The sequence below is a fragment of the Sinorhizobium medicae genome, assembly GCF_007827695.1.
Taxonomy (GTDB): Bacteria; Pseudomonadota; Alphaproteobacteria; order Rhizobiales; family Rhizobiaceae; genus Sinorhizobium; species Sinorhizobium medicae.
Map to the genome: position 1 here is coordinate 433,039 of NZ_VITA01000002.1, position 19,984 is coordinate 453,022.

Genomic DNA, 19,984 nt, shown 5'->3' on the forward strand with positions numbered 1-19,984 from the left:
GATGAGCCATGGCTTACTTTCTTCAGCAGATCGCCAATGCCGTGCCCGTGGCCGCGCTCTATGCGGCGCTCGCCTTCGGCTACGCGATAGCCTTTGCGGTTACCCGGCGGGCAGACCTGACCTATGGCGCACTATTTGCCTTCGCCGGGCAGATGTTCGTGCTGTTTGCAGATGTCGGCTGGAACCGGCTTTGGCTGGTGTTGCCGGCGGCACTGGGGCTCGGGGCGGCGGCGGCGCTGACATTCGGCATCGGTGCCGGTCTCATTGCCGGACGCTACATAATGCGGCCGTTGGCATTCTCCTCAGCCAATGCGGTGGTCGTCGCCTCTCTAGGATGCCTGCTGGTGCTGATGGAAACGGCCCGGCTTGCCTCCGAAACCAGGAGTTTGTGGCTGCCGCCTTTTCTGAACGGCGTGGTCGTGTTCTGGCCGAACCCCGCCTTTCCGGTCGCGCTGACGGTCGTCCAGCTCGTCAACACTGCACTCATGGTCACCCTTGTTGCCGGGGGGCACTGGCTGCTGACCCATTCCTATGCCGGCCGCTATTGGCGCGCTGTCTCGGAAGACCGCGAGGCTGCCGCACTTTGCGGTGTCGATCCGGGATCGGTTTACATCGCCGCCTATGGCGTGGCATCGCTGATCGCCGCTTTCTGCGGGATTCTCGCGGCATCCTATTACGGCAACATGGATTTCGGCACCGGCCTGACCTTCGGCGTCAAGGTCCTGTTCATTGCCGCCATCGGCGGGCAGACCGCGCCGCTATTCGCGGCCCTTGGCGCGGCCGGCATCGGCCTCATCGAAACGCTGTGGAGTGCCTATGGACCGATTCTCTGGCGGGATTTCGCCATATTCGGCTTCCTCGTCGTCGTGCTTGTGATAACGCGCCGTGAAAAGTTCATTCCCTGAAGGCTGCAAACTTCGAGCGTGCTTGCGGACGGAAAGATCACCCACGCGCCCAGCGATCGCGGGCGTCGTCGTCCGCATCCTTCGCGCTGATCCAATCGCCTGCGGAACCGTCGGTCCGATGTTCCTTCTTCCAGAAGGGAGCCGATGTCTTCAGGAAGTCCATGATGAAGTTTGCGCCGTCGAATGCCGCCTGCCGGTGGGGCGCGGCCGCGATCACCAGCACGATATTCGCGCCTGGCTCCATTCCGCCGAAGCGATGGATGGCGGTTGCCGCCTGCAGGCCGAAACGCTCTACCGCGTCCTGGCATATCCGCTCGATCTCAGCCTCCGCCATGCCGGGATAATGCTCGAGTTCGAGCGCGCTGAGCGCTCCGGCCTCGTCACGGCAAAGTCCCGAAAACGTGACCACCGCACCGATGTCCGTCCGGTCACGGCAAAGCGCAGCGATCTCGACGGCAATGTCGAAATCGTCGCGCTGTACGCGGATGTTTACGGGCGCGGGGGCCATGACATCAGCCGCCCGTCATCGGCGGGAAAAGGGCGATTTCGCGGGCGCCGGCGATCGGCTCGCCGTGCTCCACATGTTCCTGGTTGATCGCCGCTCGGATGACGTTCTGGTGCTCGAATGCCGCGGCATACTCGCCGCCGCGGCTTTTCAGATGGTCGAGCAGGTCGGCGACGGTGACGACATCCGCCGGCAGTTCCAGTGTTTCTTCGGGCCGGCCGATGCGCTCGCGAACCCAGGAGAAGTAGACGAGGTTTACTGTGCTCATTCGTTGACCACATGTTTGAGGCCGGCGCGGAAATAATCATAGCCGGTGTAGAGCGTGATGGCCGCTGCAAGCCACAGGAGCAGAATACCCGCTTCCGTTACGTAGGGCACGATCTTATCGCCCGCGGGTCCCGCGAGGAGGAAAGCAATTGCGACCATCTGAATCGTCGTCTTCCATTTGGCGATCCGCGTCACCGGGACGCTGACCTTGAGGGCCGCGAGATATTCGCGAAGCCCCGAAACCAGGATCTCGCGGCACAGAATGATGATGGCGGCCCAGATCGACCAACCGGCGATTGTCCCGTCGGCGGCCACGAGCAGCAGGATCGACGCGACCAGCAGCTTGTCGGCGATCGGGTCGAGCATACGGCCGATATTGGAGGTCTGCTTCCATATACGGGCAAGATAGCCGTCGAAGAAGTCCGTGATCGAGGCCGTGACGAACAGGACGAGGGCGACCCAGCGCGCAAAGTCGGAACTGTGAAGCCGACCCTCGACGAAGAAGCAGAAGACGATCAGCGGCACGATCAGGATACGGAAATAAGTCAGCAGATTCGGGATGCTATAGGCGATTGGCGTTGGCATGGATTCGGTTTCTCTGGACACGACAGTCCCTCATTTCCCGCGATCTGGGGTCATCGGCGCGATCGAATTTAGTGGTCGAAGCGGGATGCGGGCGGAAATGCCGAACGCGTTTCCTCATCCCCTCCGGGTTCAGCAGTACAGAATGACTTTGCGACCATAAGGTCAACAGATCATTGCGTCACGCCTGTCATATTTGGCGGATTTCGCCTGAACGCAGTCTGAACCGCACCGCTTTCTTTTGCGGTACGGTCGTCATTTGGCGGCGTCCTCGTGGAAATGTTCATAGACGATACGCGCTACCGTTTCTGAGATGCCGCTTACCGACATCAGGTCGTTGATACCGGCGCGGGAAACAGCCTTCGCAGTTCCAAAATGGGTGAGGAGCGCGCGTTTGCGCGTCGGCCCGATTCCGGCGATCTCGTCGAGCGGGTTCCGGACCATTTCCTTCTTTCGGCGCGCCCGGTGCGAACCGATGGCGAAACGGTGCGCCTCGTCGCGCAGCCTCTGGATGAAGTAGAGGACGGGGTCGCGCGGCGGCAGCGTGAAGCCTTCCCGGCCCGAAGCGAAGAAGCGCTCCCGGCCGGCGTCTCGGTCGACCCCTTTGGCGACGCCGATCGCCGTCACGCAATCCTCGATTCCGAGTTCCCCGAGAATGGTGCGAACGGCGGTCATCTGGCCCTGGCCGCCGTCGATCAGGATGACGTCGGGCCACGCCGGGAAGCCGGCATCCTCACCCGGCTCCGCGGCCCGATCCGGCTTGCCCTCTTCTTTCAGGAGGCGAGAGAAGCGCCGCGTCATGACCTCACGCATCATTCCGAAATCGTCACCCGGCGTAATGTCGGTCGATCGAATGTTGAACTTGCGGTACTGGCCTTTGACGAAACCCTCCGGGCCGGCAACGACCATGCCGCCCACCGCGTTGGTGCCCATGATATGCGAGTTGTCGTAGATTTCGATGCGGCGCGGCACGTAAGGGAGCTGGAACGTGGCGGCGAAGCCTTCGAGCAGGCGCTCCTGCGAAGCAGTCTCCGCGAGCTTGCGACCATGCGCCTCGCGGGCATTGCCGAGTGCATGCTCGACGAGGTCCTTCTTCTCTCCGCGCTGCGGCACCAGGATTGAGACCTTGTAGCCGGATTTCTCGCTCAGCGCCTGGGCAAGCAGATCCTGTTCGTCGACAGTTGCGCAGAGCAGGATCTGCCGCGGACAGGGCTTGTCGTCGTAAAACTGGGCGAGAAAGGCGCTGAGCACCTCGGCGGGCGTAAGCGATGGGTCCGCCTTTGGAAAATAGGCGCGGTTGCCCCAGTTCTGCCCCGTCCGGAAGAAAAACACCTGAATGCAGGAGATGCCGCCTTCGTGGTGGATGGCGAACACATCCGCTTCCTCGACGCCGGCCGGGTTGATGCCCTGGTGGCTCTGGACGTGGCTGAGCGCTGCCAGTCGGTCGCGGTAAAGTGCCGCACGCTCGAAATCGAGGTTCTCAGACGCTTCGGACATGGCGGTGGCGATGGTCGCCTTCACTGCCTGGCTCTTGCCGGAGAGAAAGTCCTTGGCCTCGCTGACCAGCTCCGCATAGTCGTCATCGCTGATCTCGTTGGTGCAAGGCGCCGAACAGCGTTTGATCTGGTGGAGCAGACAGGGGCGCGTGCGTGTCTCGAATACGCTGTCTGTGCAGGTTCTGAGCAAAAAAGCACGTTGCAGCGAGTTGATCGTTCGCCCGACTGCTCCGGCGGATGCGAAGGGGCCGAAATAATCGCCCTTGCGGCTGCGCGCACCGCGATGCTTGTAGAGGGCCGGCGCACGCGTATCGCCTGTCAAGACAATGTAGGGAAACGATTTGTCGTCCCGCAAAAGCACGTTGAAGCGCGGGCGCAGGCGCTTGATGAGGTTTGCTTCCAGAAGCAGCGCCTCGATCTCGGTCCGCGTCGTCACGAATTCCATGTTCGCGGTCTCGCGAACCATGCGGGCGATGCGGTTGGAGTGGCCGCGCCCCTGGGCGTAGCTGCTCACCCGCTTCTTCAGGCTGCGGGCCTTGCCGACATAGAGCACGTCGCCGGCCTCGTTGAGCATGCGGTAAACGCCGGGGCCGTTTGGCAGAACCTTGACGAAGGCCTGTATGAGTTCGGCGCCCTTGAGGCCCGCCACTTCCGGCCGGCCTTCGGCCCACCCGATTGCTGGTGCCGGCGCTTCGGCCTCATTCACTTCGATGAGATCGTCTTCGTCCTCGGTTTCGTTGCCGTCGTAGAGGATGCCGCCATCCGTGGGCGTCTGCCCGTTCATTCCACTATCTCCCTGATATCAGGCGTCTCCCATGCGAGGTGCTGGCCCCCGTCCAGCGCGATCATCTGTCCGGTGATCGACGGCGTGTCGAAAAGGAAGCGGATCGCACGTCCGAACTCATCGAGCGCCGGACCGCGCCTGAGGATCAGCGCCTCGACCTGCGCCTGGAAATCGCGAGGGTCCTGCCGATCGTTCGGCAGCGTCGGGCCAGGCCCGATGCCATTGACGCGAATTTCGGGTGCGAGCGCCTGGGCCATGGTCTGGGTTGCCGTCCACAGCGCCGACTTGGACAGCATATAGGAATAAAAGCGCGGATTTGGAGACCATACGCGCTGATCGATGACATTGACGATGAGACCGGAGACGTCGGCCTGCCGTTGCTGGGCAAAATCGCGCGCAAGCAGGGAGGGGGCTTTGACATGAAGGGCGAAGTGCCGTTCCCACACCGCTTCGTCGAACTCGGCGATGCTGTCCTTGTTGAACACCGAGGCATTATTGACCAGAAGATCCAGCGGACCGATCGAGCCGGTTGCCTCGGCAACGAGCCTGGAGACGGCACCGATTTCGGTAAGATCAGCCCTGAGAGCGATGGCCTTGGCGCCGCTCCCTCTAAGACTCGCCGCAAGCGCCTCCGCCTCGGCGAAAGACCCGTTGGCGTGAATGGCGACCGCGAAACCATGCGTCGCCAGATCCTCGACTATTGCCCTGCCGATGCGTCGCGCACCGCCGGTAACGAGCGCCGCCTTGAGTGTCCTTTTCAACGTTCCGTCCCGTTCTTCGAATCCTGCTTCCGTGCCGGAGAAGATATAGGCTCGAAACGTTGGCTGAAACTCTCGTCGGACGATTCATTTCTGAAAAATTAATGAGAAGCGCGTAATTTGCATTAGTTTTTGACTCTATAGTATATCTTTGGTTAATCTTGAAATGTGGTTAATAAATCTCCTGTGTCTGCGATGCAACATCCCAATTCGGACGCGCTGCTGCCACTAAAATTTCACATTTTGGCTCTTGAGATTCCTCATTTCCTGATCAATTTCGGGTCAACCGGGCGGGTTAAATTGCAGATGTCCGGTGTTCCGCTGAGAACAACTATAACGGAACGCCGGTTCGAAAGGAGAATAGTATGCGTATGCTCACCACCACTCTCATGGCCTCGGCCATGGCCCTCGTTGCCTTCCAGGCCGCCCACGCCGCTGACGTGGTCGACGAAATTCCGGCTGCTCCGGCTGCCGAATATACCGAACCGGCAGTTCGGAACTGGTCGGGCGCCTATGTCGGGGGCACCATCGACTGGCACCATGGCGAGGCCGATGCGACCGGCAACAACAAATCGGTCGGAACTGGCGGCGGCCTCTATGGCGGCTACAACGTTCAGGATGGCCAAATGGTTTATGGCGGTGAGGCCGACATCAACTACACCGGCAACGACTCGCATTCGAGCGGCCGTCGAGTCCAGCAGGGGCTCAACGGCTCGGTTCGCGCCCGCGTCGGTGTCGATGTGAATCCGGTCCTCGTCTACGGCACGGCCGGCGTCGCCCTCGGCAACGCCGAGCTCAAGACGCCTGCGGGCTCCGACGACAAGACGCTGGTCGGCTGGACGGCCGGCGTCGGCGCCGAGACCTTCGTCACCGACAACATCACGGCGCGCGCCGAATACCGTTACACGGATTACGGTTCGAAGGACTTCCGCACCGGCGGCACGACGATCTCGTCCGGCTATGACGAGCACGCCGTCAAGCTCGGTATGGGCGTCAAGTTCTGATCCGTATCAAAGGATCCTAAAAAAAGGCCGGGGCGACCCGGCCTTTCTTTTTGCGGTGGGGCTGATAAGCGATGAAGTTTTTAGGCTTTCAGGCCTTGAACTTGGCATGATCCGGGAAGTGCTTCTCGAATTTGGCAGGCCAGTTCTTGAGCTTGGGCCGTCCCTTCTGCCATTCGCCCGCGAAGCGCAGGTCAAGGTAGCGCAGTGTGGCTGCGAGCGCGAAATGTCCGGCATTGAGCTTGCTTCCAGTCTTGGGCAGGTTGGTCTCGAGATAGTCGAGACCCCGTTCGACCTTTTCCCATTGCCGGTCGATCCAGGGCTGATGCACCTTCTCAGGCGGGTGGAAGCGTTTTTCGTAGACGACTGCCAGGAGGCAGTCGCAAATCCCGTCGCAGAGCGCCTCCAAGATCTCGATTGCCGTGCGCTTCTCGGAATTTTTCGGATAAAGTTTACCCTTCGTCTCACGATCGATGAAATGCATGATCGCCCGGCTGTCATAGATCGCGCGACCGTCTTCGGTGACCAGCGTCGGGATTTTCCCCAGCGGATTGCTGTCGATCAGTTCCGGTGGATTGGCGTTGGTTTCCGTCAGAACGCTGTCGACAGAAAACCCCGCATGATGAGCGGCCATACGGACCTTGTTCGAATAGGGCGAGGCGGGCGAGTAGAGAATCTTCATTCGATGTCTTTCCATCATGGTGCTGGAGGCAGCAAGACCGAGTCTCGTCTGCAGGCCTGTCGGTCTACTTGAGGGCAGGGCCTGAATTTCAGCTCCTTATCGAAGCAGACCCTAATTTCTTCGAGCAGCCTGCCTTCGCAGGTAACAGCGATCGCGTCGCTCGTCATCCCGGAATTGCTTTCCCTGAAGGCGGCTTCGATCGCCGGAACGGAGAGGGTCGTCGAGCCGGCCGCACCCATCAACTCCGGAGGAATGACGAGTCTCTCACGGGCGGCCCGGGTGACAGCGAAATAATCGCTCTGGCTGAGGCCGGAGCAGGTACCGTGTTTGCGCCACTGGTGGCCGATCAGGCCCATCGAGGGAATGAGATCGAAATATTGCCGGCCGAGCGATTCCGGCACGCGGTCGGACTGCCGGGTCCGGCAATATTCCGGATATCCGCTTTCCTCCTGAGGCCAGAGACCATGCACGATCAGACCATGTCCGCTGCCGTCTTCGCATTGGCCGGACTTGCCTTTTGGGTCGTTGGCGCCGCACCAAGTCGGCGACCAGGAAAGGGAAAGGACATAGAAGTCGAAACCCTTGCCGACGGGCATATTCGCGGTTGCCGCAATGCTGCCGGCATCGTTTGGCGCCTTCGGCGGTGCCTGGCTGCCTTCTTCATTGCTACAGCCGCAAATGGTGGCAAGGGCAACGATCGCCGGCAACAGGCCGAAGCGCATCGCGTTCGATCGGGATCGTACGCCGCGCGTCAGGTCTCTGTACTCGCGCATTCCGTCATCAACACCACTGAGTACTTTGGACGGACATGCATTGGCTGCCGCAATCAGCGAAGCGAAGCGCAGTTGGCGCCGTAGACATACCACGGATCCAGGCCGCCGACGCAGAACTCGATATTGGACCCGACGCCGGCAAAGCCCCACGGGCGTTCGATCAGGTACCATAGCGGGCGCCGTACGCCGTCTGTCGTCACGGCCGTCGCGTAGCAATATTCGCGCTCTACCAGATGGGTGTAGTCCCGCGGTTCGAAACGGCTTTGACCCATTTCGCGAATCTCGGCGATGGCGATATTGGCGCGTAGGTAGTTTGCTGCTTTGTAGTCGAAGCGCCGGGTGATGAAGCCCAGGACCCCGGGGTTGCCGCAAACGCCGACATCATAGGTCTGTCGGACGACGGGGACTTCTGCAAAGTCCGCGGCGGCGGTGCTGCTGACCACGCCGGCAACAAGGGAAAAGGAGGTGAGAAGCATTGCGGCAAGCTTGCAAGTCATGGCTATCTCCCTGAATCGTCTCAGGAGATTGAAGCCACAGGGCCTTCTCCGTCAAGGCCCCCGTTTGAGCGGCTCCTCGCCGCGCAACCAGAAGCAGCGTCCGGATGCGAAACGGTCCTGGGCGAGTTGCGACTTCAGGTAGGGCAGGAGGATGTCCAGTTCGCCTTTCAACGTAAAGGGCGGATTGACGATCACGAGACCGGATCCGGAAAGCCCCGTCGTCTCGCGATCGCTGCGCACCGATAATTCCGCGCAGAGCATCTTCGGGATTTCAAGTGCCTTCAGAGATTCGTGAAACGCCTTGACCGGCGCAGCCTTTTTGAGGGGATACCAGAGGCAGAAGATGCCGCCGGAAAAGCGGCGATATGCCTTGGCGAGCCCGTCCACCAGCCGGTCATACTCACCTTCGGCCTCAAAAGGAGGATCGACGAGAACGAGCCCGCGCTTCTCCTTGGGCGGCAGATGGGCGCCCAGCGCCAGCCAGCCGTCGAGCAGGGTGATTCGGCTCTGGAAGTCACCCTCGAAGAGTCGGTGCAGCGCCTCGTAGTCCTCCGGATGCAATTCCATGGCCGACAGACGATCCTGTGGGCGAAACAGCATGCGGACAAGCTTCGGCGAACCGGGATAAAACGCAAGCCCGCCCTTGGGGTTGAGCTCGCGAACGGCGGAAAGATATGGCTTGAGCATTGCGGCGACTGGCGCTGGAAGCTCGGCTTCGATCAGCCGGCCGATACCCTCCCGCCATTCTCCGGTCTTCTGCGCCTCTTCACTCGAAAGATCATAGAGTCCGATCCCGGCATGGGTGTCGAGCACGCGGAAGGCTTTGTCCTTCTGCTCCAGATAGGTGACGAGTCGCGCCACAACGGCGTGCTTCAGGACATCGGCAAAGTTGCCCGCGTGATAGATGTGCCGGTAATTCATAAGCGTTGCCGATGGCCGCGACCAATTGTTGCGATGGATGGCGAATGGGGCTTTGAGCGTCCCTGGCCATGCCATATAGAAAAGCCATGATCGTTGCGAGCCCCGTCAGACAAGAAAAGACCATCGGCCATTCGGTCTGTCCACATGACTGTCCCTCCGCGTGCGCGCTCGACATCGACCTCACGGCCGAGGGTCGGATCGGGCGTGTGCGCGGCGCGGCGGAAAACACCTATACGGCCGGGGTCATCTGCGCCAAGGTCGCGCGCTATTCCGAGCGCATCTACCATCCCGACCGACTCATGGTGCCACAACGCCGGACGAGTGCGAAGGGGGAGGGCCGCTGGCAGGAGATCACCTGGGAAGCGGCACTCGACGAGATCGCCGCCCATTTCGTGAAGGCCGAGCAGAAATACGGCTCGGAGTCGGTCTGGCCCTATTTCTATGCCGGAACCATGGGGCAGGTACAGCGCGACTCCATAGAAAGATTGCGCCACGCCAAACGCTATTCCGGTTTCTTCGGGTCGATCTGCACCAATATGGCGTGGACCGGCGTCTCGATGGCGACCGGAGCCTTGCGCGGCCCTGACCCGAGGGAAATGGCGAAGTCCGATTGCGTGGTGATATGGGGTACCAATGCGGTGGCGACACAGGTCAACGTGATGACCCACGCAGTCAAAGCGCGCAAGGATCGGGGCGCCAAGATCGTCGTTATCGACGTCTACGACAATCCGACGATCAAGCAGGCCGATATGGGGCTGGTGCTGAAACCCGGCACCGACGCGGCGCTCGCTTGCGCCGTCATGCACATCGCCTTTCGCGACGGCTATGCCGACCGTGCTTACATGGCAAAATTCGCTGACGATCCCGCGGGGCTCGAGGCGCATCTCAAAACACGGGGGCCGGAATGGGCCTCGGCGATTACCGGGCTTCCAATAGAGGAGATCGAGGCTTTCGCCAGGCTCGTCGGGACCACGCCCCGGACCTATTTCCGTCTGGGTTACGGCTTCACGCGCCAGAGAAACGGGGCGGTTGCGATCCATGCCGCAGCTTCGATCGCCACGGTGCTCGGCTCCTGGAAACACGAGGGCGGCGGCGCCTTCCATTCCAACAACGACATCTTCAGGCTCGACAAGCGCGAACTCGTCGGCACTGCGCTGCACGATCCGGAAGTGCGCATGCTCGACCAGTCGCAGATCGGCCGCGTGCTGACCGGAGACGCCGAGGCGCTTCGCCATCGCGGTCCCGTGACGGCGCTGCTCATCCAGAACACCAATCCGGTCAATGTCGCGCCCGAGCAGCGGCTGGTGAAGCGCGGCTTCCTGCGCGACGACCTCTTCATTGCCGTGCACGAGCATTTCATGACCGACACGGCGCAACTCGCGGACATCGTCCTGCCGGCTACCATGTTTCTCGAGCATGACGATCTCTATCGGGGTGGCGGCCACCAGCATATCCTGCTGGGGCCGAAGGTCGTCGAGCCGCCGCCGACCGTGCGCACCAATCTTTTCGTCATCGAAGAGCTGGCAAAGCGTCTCGGCGTCGCAGACTGTCCCGGCTTCGGCCTGACGGAACGGCAGCATATCGACCGGTTGCTCGCCAATTACGGCATCGGCTATGACGGGATGAAGGAGCGGAAATGGCTCGATTGCCAGCCGAATTTCGACGAGGCGCACTTCCTCGATGGTTTCGGGCATCCGGACGGCAGATTCCGGTTCAAGGCGGATTGGACAGGCACGCCCGCGCCGAACCGGCCACCGAAGGCAATGGGTCCACAGGGGCCGCATGGTAAGCTTCCGGAGTTTCCCGATCACGTCGACCTCATCGAAGTGGCCGACGAGCGGCATCCATTCCGGCTTGCAACGTCGCCGGCGCGATCCTTCCTCAATTCGACCTTCGCCGAAACTCCGTCCTCGATCCAGAAGGAAGGCCGGCCGGAAGTCATGATTCATGCGGAGGATGCGGCCGAACTCGGTGTCGCCGAAGGCGACGTGGTCAGGCTGGGCAACGGGCGTGGTGAAATTCGCCTGCACGCGAAGATCGGTGGCGGCGCCCGTCGCGGCGTGGTCGTCGCCGAAGGCCTTTGGCCGAACAGCGCCCACTTGGACGGGGAGGGGATCAACGTTTTGACCGGTGCCGATGCCGTCGCACCCTATGGCGGCGCTGCATTCCATGACAACCGGGTCTGGATGCGCCGGGCCTGACCGGTCCACTCTTCTGAAGGATTCTCCATGGTCAAGAATACAGACCCGCGCTTCCGGATCATCGACCGCAAAACGCTCTGGGATGGTTTCATCAATCTCGAGCAGATCACGCTCGAACAGGAAATGTCCGACGGCAGCACCGCCCGCCTGGTGCGTGAAGTGCACGACCACGGCCGTGCCGCAACGATCCTGCTCTTTGACCCGGAGCGGCAGGTGGTGGTTCTCGTTCGCCAGCTTCGCCTTCCCGTCTTCCTGCAGGGGGAGACGGGATACCTTCTCGAGGCACCGGCCGGTCTCCTTGACGGCGAAGCCCCGGAAGTTGCGATCTGCCGCGAGGCGATGGAGGAAACCGGCTACCGAATCGAGAGCGCGATGCACCTCTTCGATGCCTATATGAGCCCCGGTTCGATTACGGAGCGCACGAGCTTCTTCGTCGGTCTCGTCGATATTTCCAGGAAGGTCGCGGCCGGCGGCGGACTTGCGCAAGAGGGCGAGGACATCGAAGTGCTGGAAATAGCCTTCGAGGAAGCAGTCGCGAAGATCGGCACCGGCGAGATCTGCGACGCCAAGACCATCATGCTGCTGCAATGGGCCATGCTCAACAGGGACTCTCTTTCGAAGTAGCGCTCCGGGCAATTCGCGTTGAGGTCCACGGTGGCGAGCGTGGGGAAGCGACGAGCTTTCCTACATCACGGGTGAAATCAGCATACCCGTTGCCTCTCGAATGGCATGGCTTACCGCCCGGCCGGCTTCCATCCGCACCTTGCCTTCGGCCACGAGGCGAAGCGCCATCGGGTAGGTCGCGTGCTCGACGGTCAGGACGCGTGCGGCAAGCGAATCTGCCGTGTCGCCGGACATGACCGGCACGGCCGCCTGTGCGACGATTGGCCCATCGTCCATGCCCTCAGTCACAAAATGCACGGTACAGCCTGCGATCCTCATTCCGGCATCGATCGCTCGCTGGTGTGTGTGAAGCCCAGGGAAGAGCGGTAGCAGAGACGGGTGGATATTGAGGATCCTGCCCTCGTAGCGCTGGATGAAGGCCGCAGAAAGAAGGCGCATGTAGCCAGCGAGGCAGATGATATCAGGTTGAAGCCGGTCGAGTTCGTCGACGATCGCCGCCTCGTGCGCTTCCTTGCTCGCAAAATCCCTGCGAGCAAAGGAGAAGGTCGGAATGCCCAGTCCGGCCGCCTTGTCGAGACCACCCGCATCCACCTTGTCGGCGACGACTGCAATGATGTCCGCCGGAAAATCCGCTGCCGCGGCAGCCTTTGCCAGCGCGATCATGTTGGAGCCGCCGCCCGAAATGAAGACCACGACCTTCTTCCTGCCGGTCGCCATGTTCATAGGGTCACCATGCTCATCGGGTTACCATGCTCATATGGCGAGATTGCCTTTGTAAATCGTACCTGGCGCATCCTCGGAGCGTGACACCATGCGGCCGAGGGTGAAGACCGTTTCGCCTTCGCGGGCAAGCACCGCGGCGACCTTTTCAGCCTCACCCGCTGAAACGACCGCGATCATGCCGACGCCGCAGTTGAAGGTACGCAGCATCTCGTTGGCTGCAACGCCGCCGGTCTTTGCGAGCCAGGAGAAAACGGCCGGCGGCTTGATGGCATCGAGGTCGATTTCGGCGGCGAGAGGCTTCGGCAGCACGCGCGGAATGTTCTCGGGGAAGCCGCCGCCGGTGATGTGGGCCAGCGCCTTGATTGCGCCCGTCTCGCGAATCGCTTTCAGAAGCGGTTTCACATAGATGCGCGTAGGCGTCATTAGGAGGTCGGCGACCGTGCCGTCGCCGAAAGGCGCCGGCGCATCCCAGGCAAGTCCGGAAAGGGAGACGATCTTGCGCACCAGCGAGTAACCGTTCGAGTGGACGCCGGAGGAGGAGAGCCCAAGAATGACGTCGCCCTCAGCGATGTTGCCGGCCGGCAGAAGCTGACCTCGCTCCGCAGCGCCGACCGCGAACCCGGCAAGATCGTAGTCGCCACCGGAATACATGCCCGGCATCTCGGCCGTCTCGCCGCCGATCAGCGCGCAGCCGGCCTCGCGGCAGCCGGCGGCAATCCCTGCGACAATTGCTGCTCCCTGGTCGGGATCCAGCTTGCCGGTCGCAAAATAATCCAGGAAGAACAGCGGTTCGGCTCCCTGCACGACGAGATCGTTCACGCACATGGCGACGAGGTCGATACCAACCGTAACGTGCTTGCCGGCGTCGATGGCGATTTTGAGCTTTGTGCCGACGCCGTCATTTGCGGCGACAAGGACCGGATCGCTGAAGCCGGCGGCTTTCAGGTCGAAGAGACCACCGAAACCACCGATCTCGCCGTCTGCGCCGGGGCGCCGTGTCGAACGAACATGCGGCTTGATCTTTTCGACCATCAGATTGCCGGCATCGATATCCACCCCCGCATCGCTGTAGGTGAGGCCGTTCTTTCCCGACTGGCTCATGCTCGTTCTCCAGGGCTCGTCGCTTATTGCGGATGCGATTGGCACGGGGAAGCAAGGAGTGCAAGCGCGGAGGCGCGCCCAATCCCGATTTTTCGCGATTTTGCCTGGGTCAGCGCTTACCTCCGGCCACAGACCGTTCAACTTGCGAGCGCTGCCGGACTTGACCTCGGCGCGTCGCAAGCCCTATCTCGTCGGAACGAACGAGGCGAAAGGGTGCGGTATGCCGCGCGCAACGGGGGCGGTCATGGGCGATCGGGTCAGCAGCAGGGGACTTCAGCGCCAGCTCTTTTTCTGGCTGCTGGTGCTTGTCGGCTTCATTGCGTTTTTGCTGGTTTTCAGTTCCATTCTCCTGCCGTTCCTGGCCGGTATGGCGCTCGCTTATTTCCTCGACCCGGTCGCCGATCGCCTTGAACGGCTGGGCCTGAACCGGCTGATGGCAACGATCGCGATCCTCGTCGCCTTCGTCGTCGTGCTGGCGCTATCGCTGATGATCATCGTTCCGTTGGTCTTCACGCAGGCCGCCGAATTCATCGAGAAGATGCCGGGATATATCACCAAGCTTCAGGCGTTCCTGACCGACAGCCAGACCACGCTTTTGCCGGATTGGCTCGCTGGCCAGATGGCGACCATCAAGCAAAACTCGGCCAAGCTTCTGGAGCAGGGCGCAAGTTTCCTCGGCTCGCTGTTCCAGCAGATATGGAACTCCGGGATGGCGCTGCTCAATATCCTTTCCCTTTTCGTCATCACTCCCGTCGTCGCTTTCTACCTGTTGCTCGACTGGGATCGTATGGTCGATAGGGTCGATAGCTGGATACCACGCGATTACGTCGAGGTGGTGCGGCAGATCGCCCGCGACATGAATGCGAGCATTGCCGGATTCGTTCGTGGGCAGGGCTCGCTCTGCGTGATCCTCGGCCTTTATTATGCAATTGGGCTGACATTGGTCGGCCTCAATTTCGGTCTCCTGATCGGCCTTTTCGCCGGTATGATCAGTTTCATTCCCTATGTGGGATCGCTGGTCGGCCTCGTGCTCGCACTCGGCGTCGCGCTCGTTCAGTTCTGGCCCGATTACATCTGGATTCTCCTGGTTCTCGCCGTCTTCTTCAGCGGCCAGTTTCTCGAAGGCAATATTCTTCAGCCGAAGCTGGTCGGCAGAAGCGTCGGCCTTCACCCGGTCTGGCTGATGTTCGCCCTTCTTGCATTCGGTGCGCTTTTCGGCTTTGTCGGTCTTCTCGTGGCGGTTCCTGCGGCGGCGGCCATCGGCGTGCTTGTCCGCTTCGGCATCCAGCGGTACCTTGCTAGCGACCTCTATCACGGGCATAGAGCAGCCGTTCGCAAGGAGCCGGAGAGCCACGGCTAGAGCGGGATGAGGAAAAGTGTGTGCGGTTTTCCGCCCGCATCCCGCTCCAACTCAATGAATCGAGCACGCCATCATCTTAGGTCGGACCGGCCTAAAATGATGGGCGTGAGCGAGAGCGGGATGAGGAAAAGTGTGTGCGGTTTTCCGCCCGCATCCCGCTCTGATCTTTGGAATGAATCACGTTTGATGATCTTGGGCCGCGCCTGAGGTCATGTGGTTGCGCACGGGTAAAGCATGAAGAGACCTCTGTCGGAACAATTGCCTTTAGCCTTTGGCCATGCGCCCGCTACCGGTCGCGACGACCTGCTCGTGTCCGATCGGCTGAGCGCGGCCATTTCCATCGTCGATCACTGGCCCGCATGGCCGTCGCCCGTGGTGATCATCTGCGGTCCGGTGGGTTCCGGCAAATCGCACCTGGCCGGCATCTGGCGCGAAAAGGCCGGGGCGGAGCCGATACATCCCGTTGCCGGTTCGGACGCCGCGGATATCGCCGCAGAGAAACCGGTACTTTTCGAGGATGCCGACCGGCAAGGTTTCGATGAGGCCGCTCTCTTCCATGTCATCAACAGCGTGCGCCAGAACGGCACGGCGCTGTTGATGACGTCGCGGCTGTGGCCGATGTCATGGCCGGTGGAGTTGCCTGACCTGAAGTCGCGCCTGAAGGCTGCCACCGTCGTCGAAATCGGCGAGCCGGACGACGAGCTGCTGATGCAGGTGCTCACCAAACTCTTTGCCGACCGCCAGCTTTTCGTCGACGAGCGCCTGATCGGCTACATCGTGGCGCGCATGGAGCGCTCGCTGGAGGCGGCGCAGACCATTGTCGAACGGATCGATCATCTGGCGCTTGCGCGCGCAACGCGGCCGACCCGTGCTCTGGCCGCGGAAGTGCTGGAGGCGCTTGCGGATACGAGCCTCCCCGATTGACTGTCACAGTTCCGTCGTCAAAGTGGGATAGCTGGTTCGTTTGGAGTAACAGGGTCTTATAGGCATGGACAACGCGACGTCTGCAATCACGGAAAGCGAGCCGCCGGCCGAGCCGAAGCGTGAGGCGCCTGTCGAGCAACCGGACCTTCTCACGAGCCCCGAGCGCTTCGTCAACCGGGAATTCTCCTGGCTTCAGTTCAATCGCCGGGTCCTCGAAGAGACGTTGAACACCGCGCATCCGCTCCTGGAACGCGTCCGCTTCCTGTCGATCTCCGCCGCCAATCTCGATGAGTTTTTCATGGTCCGTGTCGCGGGCCTTGAAGGCCAGGTGCGATCTGGGCTTTCGCTGCGAAGCCCGGACGGAAGGACGCCGGCGGAAACGCTGGAAAGCATTCTGACGGAAGTCGACAATCTGCAGATGGAGCAGCAGGCCTCGCTTGCCGTCCTGCAGCAATATCTCGCCAAGGAAGACATCCTCATCGTCCGTCCGGCTTCGCTTTCCTCACAGGATCGCAACTGGCTCGCGAACGAATTCGACCAGGCGATCTTTCCGGTTCTGACGCCGCTTTCAATCGATCCGGCACACCCGTTCCCGTTCATTCCCAATCTCGGCTTCTCTATCGGCCTTCAACTCGTCAGCAAGACGGGGCGCGACCCGATGACTGCGCTCCTGCGTCTGCCGGTGGCGCTCGATCGTTTCGTTCGCCTGCCGGACGTCAAGAACGTCATCCGCTACATCACCCTCGAAGATGTCGTCAGCCAGTTCATCGACCGGCTCTTCCCAGGATACGAGGTGAAGGGTTCGGGCACGTTCCGCATCATCAGGGACAGCGATATCGAAGTCGAGGAAGAAGCCGAAGACCTCGTGCGTCTTTTCGAGACGGCGCTCAAGCGTCGCCGTCGCGGTTCGGTTATCCGCATCGAGACCGATTCCGAAATGCCGGCTTCCTTGCGCCAGTTCGTCGTGCAGGAACTCGGTGTTCCGGATAACCGCGTCGCGGTGCTGCCCGGCCTGCTTGCGCTCAACACGCTTTCGGAGATCACCAAGGCGCCGCGCGAGGATCTGCGCTTCGAGGCTTACAACCCGCGCTTCCCCGAACGGGTGCGCGAACATGCGGGCGACTGTCTTGCCGCCATCCGCGAAAAGGACATGGTGGTTCACCACCCCTACGAATCCTTCGATGTCGTCGTTCAGTTTCTGTTGCAGGCGGCGCGCGATCCGGACGTGCTTGCGATCAAGCAGACGCTTTACCGAACCTCGAACGACAGCCCGATCGTGCGCGCGCTGATCGACGCCGCCGATGCCGGCAAGTCGGTGACCGCGCTTGTCGAGCTCAAGGCGCGGTTCGACGAGGAGGCAAATATCCGCTGGGCGCGAGACCTCGAACGCGCCGGCGTCCAGGTCGTTTTCGGCTTCATCGAATTGAAGACCCACGCCAAGATGTCGATGGTCGTGCGCCGCGAGGAAGGCAAGCTCAGGACCTACTGCCATCTCGGTACCGGCAATTACCATCCCGTCACGGCGAAAATCTACACCGATCTGTCGTTCTTCACCTGCAACCCGGTGATTGCCCACGACATGGCGAACATCTTCAACTTCATCACCGGCTATGGCGAGCCGGAGGGAGGCATGAAGCTTGCCGTCTCCCCGCATACGCTGCGTCCGCGCATCCTCAAGCACATCGAAGAGGAGATCGGCCATGCTCAATCCGGTCGTCCGGCGTCGATCTGGATGAAGATGAACTCCCTCGTGGATCCGGAGATTATCGATGCGCTCTACAAGGCAAGCGGTGCAGGCGTCGAGATCGATCTCGTCGTGCGCGGCATCTGCTGCCTCAGACCGCAGGTGCCGGGGCTCTCCGACAACATCCGCGTCAAATCCATCGTCGGCCGCTTCCTCGAACATTCGAGAATTTTCTGTTTCGGCAACGGACATGGGCTTCCATCGGAGAATGCGCTTGTCTATATCGGCTCGGCGGATATGATGCCGCGCAATCTGGATAGGCGGGTGGAGACGCTCGTTCCCCTTATCAACCGCACTGTGCACGAACAGGTTCTTTCGCAGATCATGCTGGGCAATCTCATCGACAACCAGCAGAGCTACGAAATTCTTCCGGACGGCACCTCTCGTCGGATGGAAGTCGGCAAGGACGCCGAGCCGTTCAACGCGCAGCATTATTTCATGACCAATCCGAGCCTTTCGGGTCGGGGTGAGGCTTTGAAATCCAGTGCACCGAAGCTGATCGCCGGCTGGAAGGGCGGCTGGCGCGAGTAAACGGAATTGCATGGTCGAATCTGAAGCGCAGGGGCGTCTGCCCGGTATCCGCCCGGTCTCCGTTGTGGATATCGGTTCCAACTCCATTCGTCTTGTCGTCTATGAAGGGTTGAGCCGTTCGCCGGCGATGCTGTTCAACGAGAAAGTAATGTGCGGCCTCGGCAAGGGGATCGATGCCACCGGCCGCATGGAGGAGGAAAGCGTGGCAAGGGCGCTAAGGGCGCTGCATCGCTTTCGTGCGCTCTCGAACCAGGCGCGAGCGACCAAAATGTATGTGCTGGCAACCGCGGCGGCACGGGAGGCCACCAACGGCGCGGCCTTCATAGAAAGAGCGGAAGCCATCCTCGGCGAAAAGGTGAAGATCCTGAGCGGTGAGGAAGAGGCCTATTATTCGGCCATGGGGATCGTCAGCGGTTATCACGAGCCGGACGGTGTGGTCGGGGACCTCGGCGGCGGTTCGCTCGAGCTTGTCGATGTAAGCGGCAAACGTATCGGCAAAGGCATAACCCTGCCGCTGGGCGGCATTCGTCTGTTCGAACACTCGAGCGGCTCGCTCAGCAGGGCGCGAACCTGGGTTCGCAAGTTCATGAAGGATGCCGAGGTCCTGAAGAAGGGGACCGCACGCACGTTCTATGCCGTGGGCGGAACGTGGCGAGCGATCGCCAAGCTGCATATGGAGATGCGCAACTATCCGCTGCATATGATGCAGGGCTACGAGATCCCCTATGACGAGGCAATGGCGGTTCTTGCCGAAGTGATCGAGCCGAAGAACGTCAAGCCATCCGCCTATGCAACGATCTCCAAGAGCCGCAGGGCACTCTTGCCCTTCGGCGCGGTGACGATGCAGGAGGCGATCTCCATCATGAAACCCGAGCGCATCTCTTTCTCCGCGCTCGGTGTCCGCGAGGGATATCTTTTTTCGCTGCTTCCCGAAAAGGCGCGCCAGCAGGACCCGCTGCTGACGGCTGCCAATGAAATCGCCATTCTTCGCGCCCGCTCGCCCGAGCATGCGCGCGAGCTCGCCGAGTGGACGGGCCGTCTCGTACCGTTCTTCGGTGTGGAGGAAACGGAGGAGGAAAGGCGCTACCGTCAGGCCGCCTGCCTGTTGGCCGATATCAGCTGGCGGGCGCATCCGGACTATCGCGGCCTGCAGGCGTTGAATATCATTTCCCACTCGGCCTTCACGGGAATCACGCATGCGGGGCGCGCCTATATCGCGCTTGCGAACTATTACCGCTTCGAAGGGCCAAACGACGATGGCGCCACCAGCCCGCTCACGGCCATCACGACGCCGCGCCTCCTCGAACTCGCAAAGCTCCTGGGTGGGTTGTTGCGCGTCGCCTATCTCTTTTCGGCTTCCATGCCGGGGGTAGCGCGCCATCTCACGCTTAGACGGTCCACGAAGCCCGATATCGATCTCGAATTCGTCGTCCCGGCAGCCTATGCCGATTTCGAAGGCGAACGCCTCGACGGCCGGCTCCAGCAGCTCGGTAAGCTGACGGGCAAGAAACTCGCTTTCTGCTTCGAGCGCTAGAAATCGCGAAAAACGCTAGCATCTTTCGCGCGGGAATCTGCCTCATCCGCCTGCCGACACGTTCTCCCCGC

Annotated in this window: 19 protein-coding genes; 8 read left to right on the forward strand and 11 right to left on the reverse strand. The window is 61.3% G+C overall.

Going from position 1 to position 19,984, the window contains the following annotated elements; all coding sequences use genetic code 11:
- Positions 1-8 precede the first annotated feature (8 nt).
- A complete protein-coding gene (locus tag FB009_RS05390; protein WP_011974976.1) occupies positions 9-905 on the forward strand; it encodes a branched-chain amino acid ABC transporter permease in 897 nt (298 codons plus the stop codon).
- Between the two features lie 37 nt (positions 906-942).
- On the opposite strand, the gene FB009_RS05395 is transcribed toward FB009_RS05390, so the two are convergent.
- The 5 genes from FB009_RS05395 to FB009_RS05415 form a co-directional block, all read right to left on the reverse strand.
- Positions 943-1,413, reverse strand: a complete 471-nt coding sequence (locus FB009_RS05395; protein WP_011974977.1) for a molybdenum cofactor biosynthesis protein MoaE — start codon at positions 1,411-1,413, stop codon at positions 943-945.
- Between the two features lie 4 nt (positions 1,414-1,417).
- Entirely contained in the window at positions 1,418-1,678 is a 261-nt protein-coding gene (moaD, locus tag FB009_RS05400; protein WP_011974978.1) for a molybdopterin converting factor subunit 1, read from the reverse strand.
- Positions 1,675-2,262: a CDP-diacylglycerol--glycerol-3-phosphate 3-phosphatidyltransferase gene (gene pgsA / locus FB009_RS05405; RefSeq protein ID WP_011974979.1), complete on the reverse strand. Its 588-nt coding sequence runs from the start codon at positions 2,260-2,262 to the stop codon at positions 1,675-1,677. Before pgsA ends, moaD begins: the two co-directional genes overlap by 4 nt.
- 252 nt (positions 2,263-2,514) lie before the next feature.
- Entirely contained in the window at positions 2,515-4,539 is a 2,025-nt protein-coding gene (uvrC, locus tag FB009_RS05410) for an excinuclease ABC subunit UvrC (RefSeq protein WP_011974980.1), read from the reverse strand.
- On the reverse strand, positions 4,536-5,300 hold the full coding sequence (locus FB009_RS05415) for an SDR family oxidoreductase (protein ID WP_011974981.1): 765 nt from the start codon (positions 5,298-5,300) through the stop codon (positions 4,536-4,538). The genes uvrC and FB009_RS05415 overlap by 4 nt, the downstream gene beginning before the upstream one ends.
- Before the next feature lie 362 nt (positions 5,301-5,662).
- On the opposite strand from FB009_RS05415, the gene FB009_RS05420 reads away from it, so the two are divergent.
- A complete protein-coding gene (locus FB009_RS05420) occupies positions 5,663-6,301 on the forward strand; it encodes an outer membrane protein (RefSeq protein ID WP_011974982.1) in 639 nt (212 codons plus the stop codon).
- Positions 6,302-6,389: 88 nt separating this feature from the next.
- Here FB009_RS05420 and FB009_RS05425 read toward each other — a convergent pair whose 3' ends face one another.
- From FB009_RS05425 to FB009_RS05440, 4 genes are read right to left on the reverse strand one after another with little or no spacing between them, the layout of a single operon-like run.
- Positions 6,390-6,980: a glutathione S-transferase gene (locus FB009_RS05425; RefSeq protein ID WP_024311224.1), complete on the reverse strand. Its 591-nt coding sequence runs from the start codon at positions 6,978-6,980 to the stop codon at positions 6,390-6,392.
- 14 nt (positions 6,981-6,994) lie between these two features.
- The gene (locus tag FB009_RS05430; RefSeq protein WP_011974984.1) at positions 6,995-7,753 is read right to left on the reverse strand and encodes a ribonuclease T2 family protein; all 759 of its coding nucleotides are present in this window, start codon (positions 7,751-7,753) and stop codon (positions 6,995-6,997) included.
- Between the two features lie 53 nt (positions 7,754-7,806).
- Complete coding sequence (locus FB009_RS05435) at positions 7,807-8,250, reverse strand: hypothetical protein (protein WP_011974985.1); 444 nt, start codon at positions 8,248-8,250, stop codon at positions 7,807-7,809.
- A 51-nt stretch (positions 8,251-8,301) separates the two neighbouring features.
- Positions 8,302-9,171, reverse strand: a complete 870-nt coding sequence (locus FB009_RS05440; protein ID WP_011974986.1) for a 23S rRNA (adenine(2030)-N(6))-methyltransferase RlmJ — start codon at positions 9,169-9,171, stop codon at positions 8,302-8,304.
- Between the two features lie 68 nt (positions 9,172-9,239).
- Between FB009_RS05440 and FB009_RS05445 the strand changes: the two genes are divergently transcribed.
- Together FB009_RS05445 and FB009_RS05450 are read left to right on the forward strand one after the other, a co-directional pair.
- Positions 9,240-11,372, forward strand: coding sequence for a molybdopterin-containing oxidoreductase family protein (locus tag FB009_RS05445; RefSeq protein WP_102045081.1), 2,133 nt, complete (start codon positions 9,240-9,242; stop codon positions 11,370-11,372).
- Between the two features lie 27 nt (positions 11,373-11,399).
- Positions 11,400-11,996, forward strand: a complete 597-nt coding sequence (locus FB009_RS05450; RefSeq protein ID WP_011974988.1) for an NUDIX domain-containing protein — start codon at positions 11,400-11,402, stop codon at positions 11,994-11,996.
- A 60-nt stretch (positions 11,997-12,056) separates the two neighbouring features.
- Here FB009_RS05450 and purN read toward each other — a convergent pair whose 3' ends face one another.
- Positions 12,057-12,719 carry a phosphoribosylglycinamide formyltransferase gene (purN, locus tag FB009_RS05455; protein ID WP_011974989.1) on the reverse strand — a complete coding sequence of 221 codons (663 nt, stop codon included), beginning with the start codon at positions 12,717-12,719 and terminating at the stop codon, positions 12,057-12,059.
- A 30-nt stretch (positions 12,720-12,749) separates the two neighbouring features.
- Complete coding sequence (gene purM, locus FB009_RS05460; RefSeq protein ID WP_145161483.1) at positions 12,750-13,820, reverse strand: phosphoribosylformylglycinamidine cyclo-ligase; 1,071 nt, start codon at positions 13,818-13,820, stop codon at positions 12,750-12,752.
- 220 nt (positions 13,821-14,040) lie between these two features.
- On the opposite strand from purM, the gene FB009_RS05465 reads away from it, so the two are divergent.
- From FB009_RS05465 to ppx, 4 genes are all read left to right on the forward strand, one after another.
- The gene (locus FB009_RS05465) at positions 14,041-15,180 is read left to right on the forward strand and encodes an AI-2E family transporter (RefSeq protein WP_011974991.1); all 1,140 of its coding nucleotides are present in this window, start codon (positions 14,041-14,043) and stop codon (positions 15,178-15,180) included.
- A 234-nt stretch (positions 15,181-15,414) separates the two neighbouring features.
- Complete coding sequence (gene hdaA, locus FB009_RS05470) at positions 15,415-16,104, forward strand: DnaA regulatory inactivator HdaA (RefSeq protein ID WP_011974992.1); 690 nt, start codon at positions 15,415-15,417, stop codon at positions 16,102-16,104.
- A gap of 64 nt (positions 16,105-16,168) precedes the next feature.
- Positions 16,169-18,379, forward strand: a complete 2,211-nt coding sequence (locus FB009_RS05475; protein WP_011974993.1) for an RNA degradosome polyphosphate kinase — start codon at positions 16,169-16,171, stop codon at positions 18,377-18,379.
- A 10-nt stretch (positions 18,380-18,389) separates the two neighbouring features.
- Positions 18,390-19,913 (forward strand): exopolyphosphatase, encoded by a 1,524-nt coding sequence (ppx, locus tag FB009_RS05480; RefSeq protein WP_011974994.1) that lies wholly within the window; start codon positions 18,390-18,392, stop codon positions 19,911-19,913.
- Positions 19,914-19,984 lie beyond the last annotated feature (71 nt).

Excerpts from the sequence above, each read along its gene's own strand:
- FB009_RS05395 (WP_011974977.1), bottom strand. The coding sequence starts at position 1,413 with ATGGCCCCCGCGCCCGTAAACATCCGCGTACAGCGCGACGATTTCGAC.
- FB009_RS05390 (WP_011974976.1), top strand. The coding sequence starts at position 9 with ATGGCTTACTTTCTTCAGCAGATCGCCAATGCCGTGCCCGTGGCCGCG.
- FB009_RS05450 (WP_011974988.1), top strand. The coding sequence starts at position 11,400 with ATGGTCAAGAATACAGACCCGCGCTTCCGGATCATCGACCGCAAAACG.
- FB009_RS05420 (WP_011974982.1), top strand. The coding sequence starts at position 5,663 with ATGCGTATGCTCACCACCACTCTCATGGCCTCGGCCATGGCCCTCGTT.
- moaD (WP_011974978.1), bottom strand. The coding sequence starts at position 1,678 with ATGAGCACAGTAAACCTCGTCTACTTCTCCTGGGTTCGCGAGCGCATC.
- hdaA (WP_011974992.1), top strand. The coding sequence starts at position 15,415 with ATGAAGAGACCTCTGTCGGAACAATTGCCTTTAGCCTTTGGCCATGCG.
- FB009_RS05430 (WP_011974984.1), bottom strand. The coding sequence starts at position 7,753 with ATGCGCGAGTACAGAGACCTGACGCGCGGCGTACGATCCCGATCGAAC.
- FB009_RS05445 (WP_102045081.1), top strand. The coding sequence starts at position 9,240 with ATGCCATATAGAAAAGCCATGATCGTTGCGAGCCCCGTCAGACAAGAA.
- pgsA (WP_011974979.1), bottom strand. The coding sequence starts at position 2,262 with ATGCCAACGCCAATCGCCTATAGCATCCCGAATCTGCTGACTTATTTC.
- FB009_RS05440 (WP_011974986.1), bottom strand. The coding sequence starts at position 9,171 with ATGAATTACCGGCACATCTATCACGCGGGCAACTTTGCCGATGTCCTG.
- FB009_RS05425 (WP_024311224.1), bottom strand. The coding sequence starts at position 6,980 with ATGAAGATTCTCTACTCGCCCGCCTCGCCCTATTCGAACAAGGTCCGT.
- FB009_RS05465 (WP_011974991.1), top strand. The coding sequence starts at position 14,041 with ATGCCGCGCGCAACGGGGGCGGTCATGGGCGATCGGGTCAGCAGCAGG.
- purM (WP_145161483.1), bottom strand. The coding sequence starts at position 13,820 with ATGAGCCAGTCGGGAAAGAACGGCCTCACCTACAGCGATGCGGGGGTG.
- purN (WP_011974989.1), bottom strand. The coding sequence starts at position 12,719 with ATGAACATGGCGACCGGCAGGAAGAAGGTCGTGGTCTTCATTTCGGGC.
- FB009_RS05475 (WP_011974993.1), top strand. The coding sequence starts at position 16,169 with ATGGACAACGCGACGTCTGCAATCACGGAAAGCGAGCCGCCGGCCGAG.
- ppx (WP_011974994.1), top strand. The coding sequence starts at position 18,390 with ATGGTCGAATCTGAAGCGCAGGGGCGTCTGCCCGGTATCCGCCCGGTC.
- uvrC (WP_011974980.1), bottom strand. The coding sequence starts at position 4,539 with ATGAACGGGCAGACGCCCACGGATGGCGGCATCCTCTACGACGGCAAC.
- FB009_RS05435 (WP_011974985.1), bottom strand. The coding sequence starts at position 8,250 with ATGACTTGCAAGCTTGCCGCAATGCTTCTCACCTCCTTTTCCCTTGTT.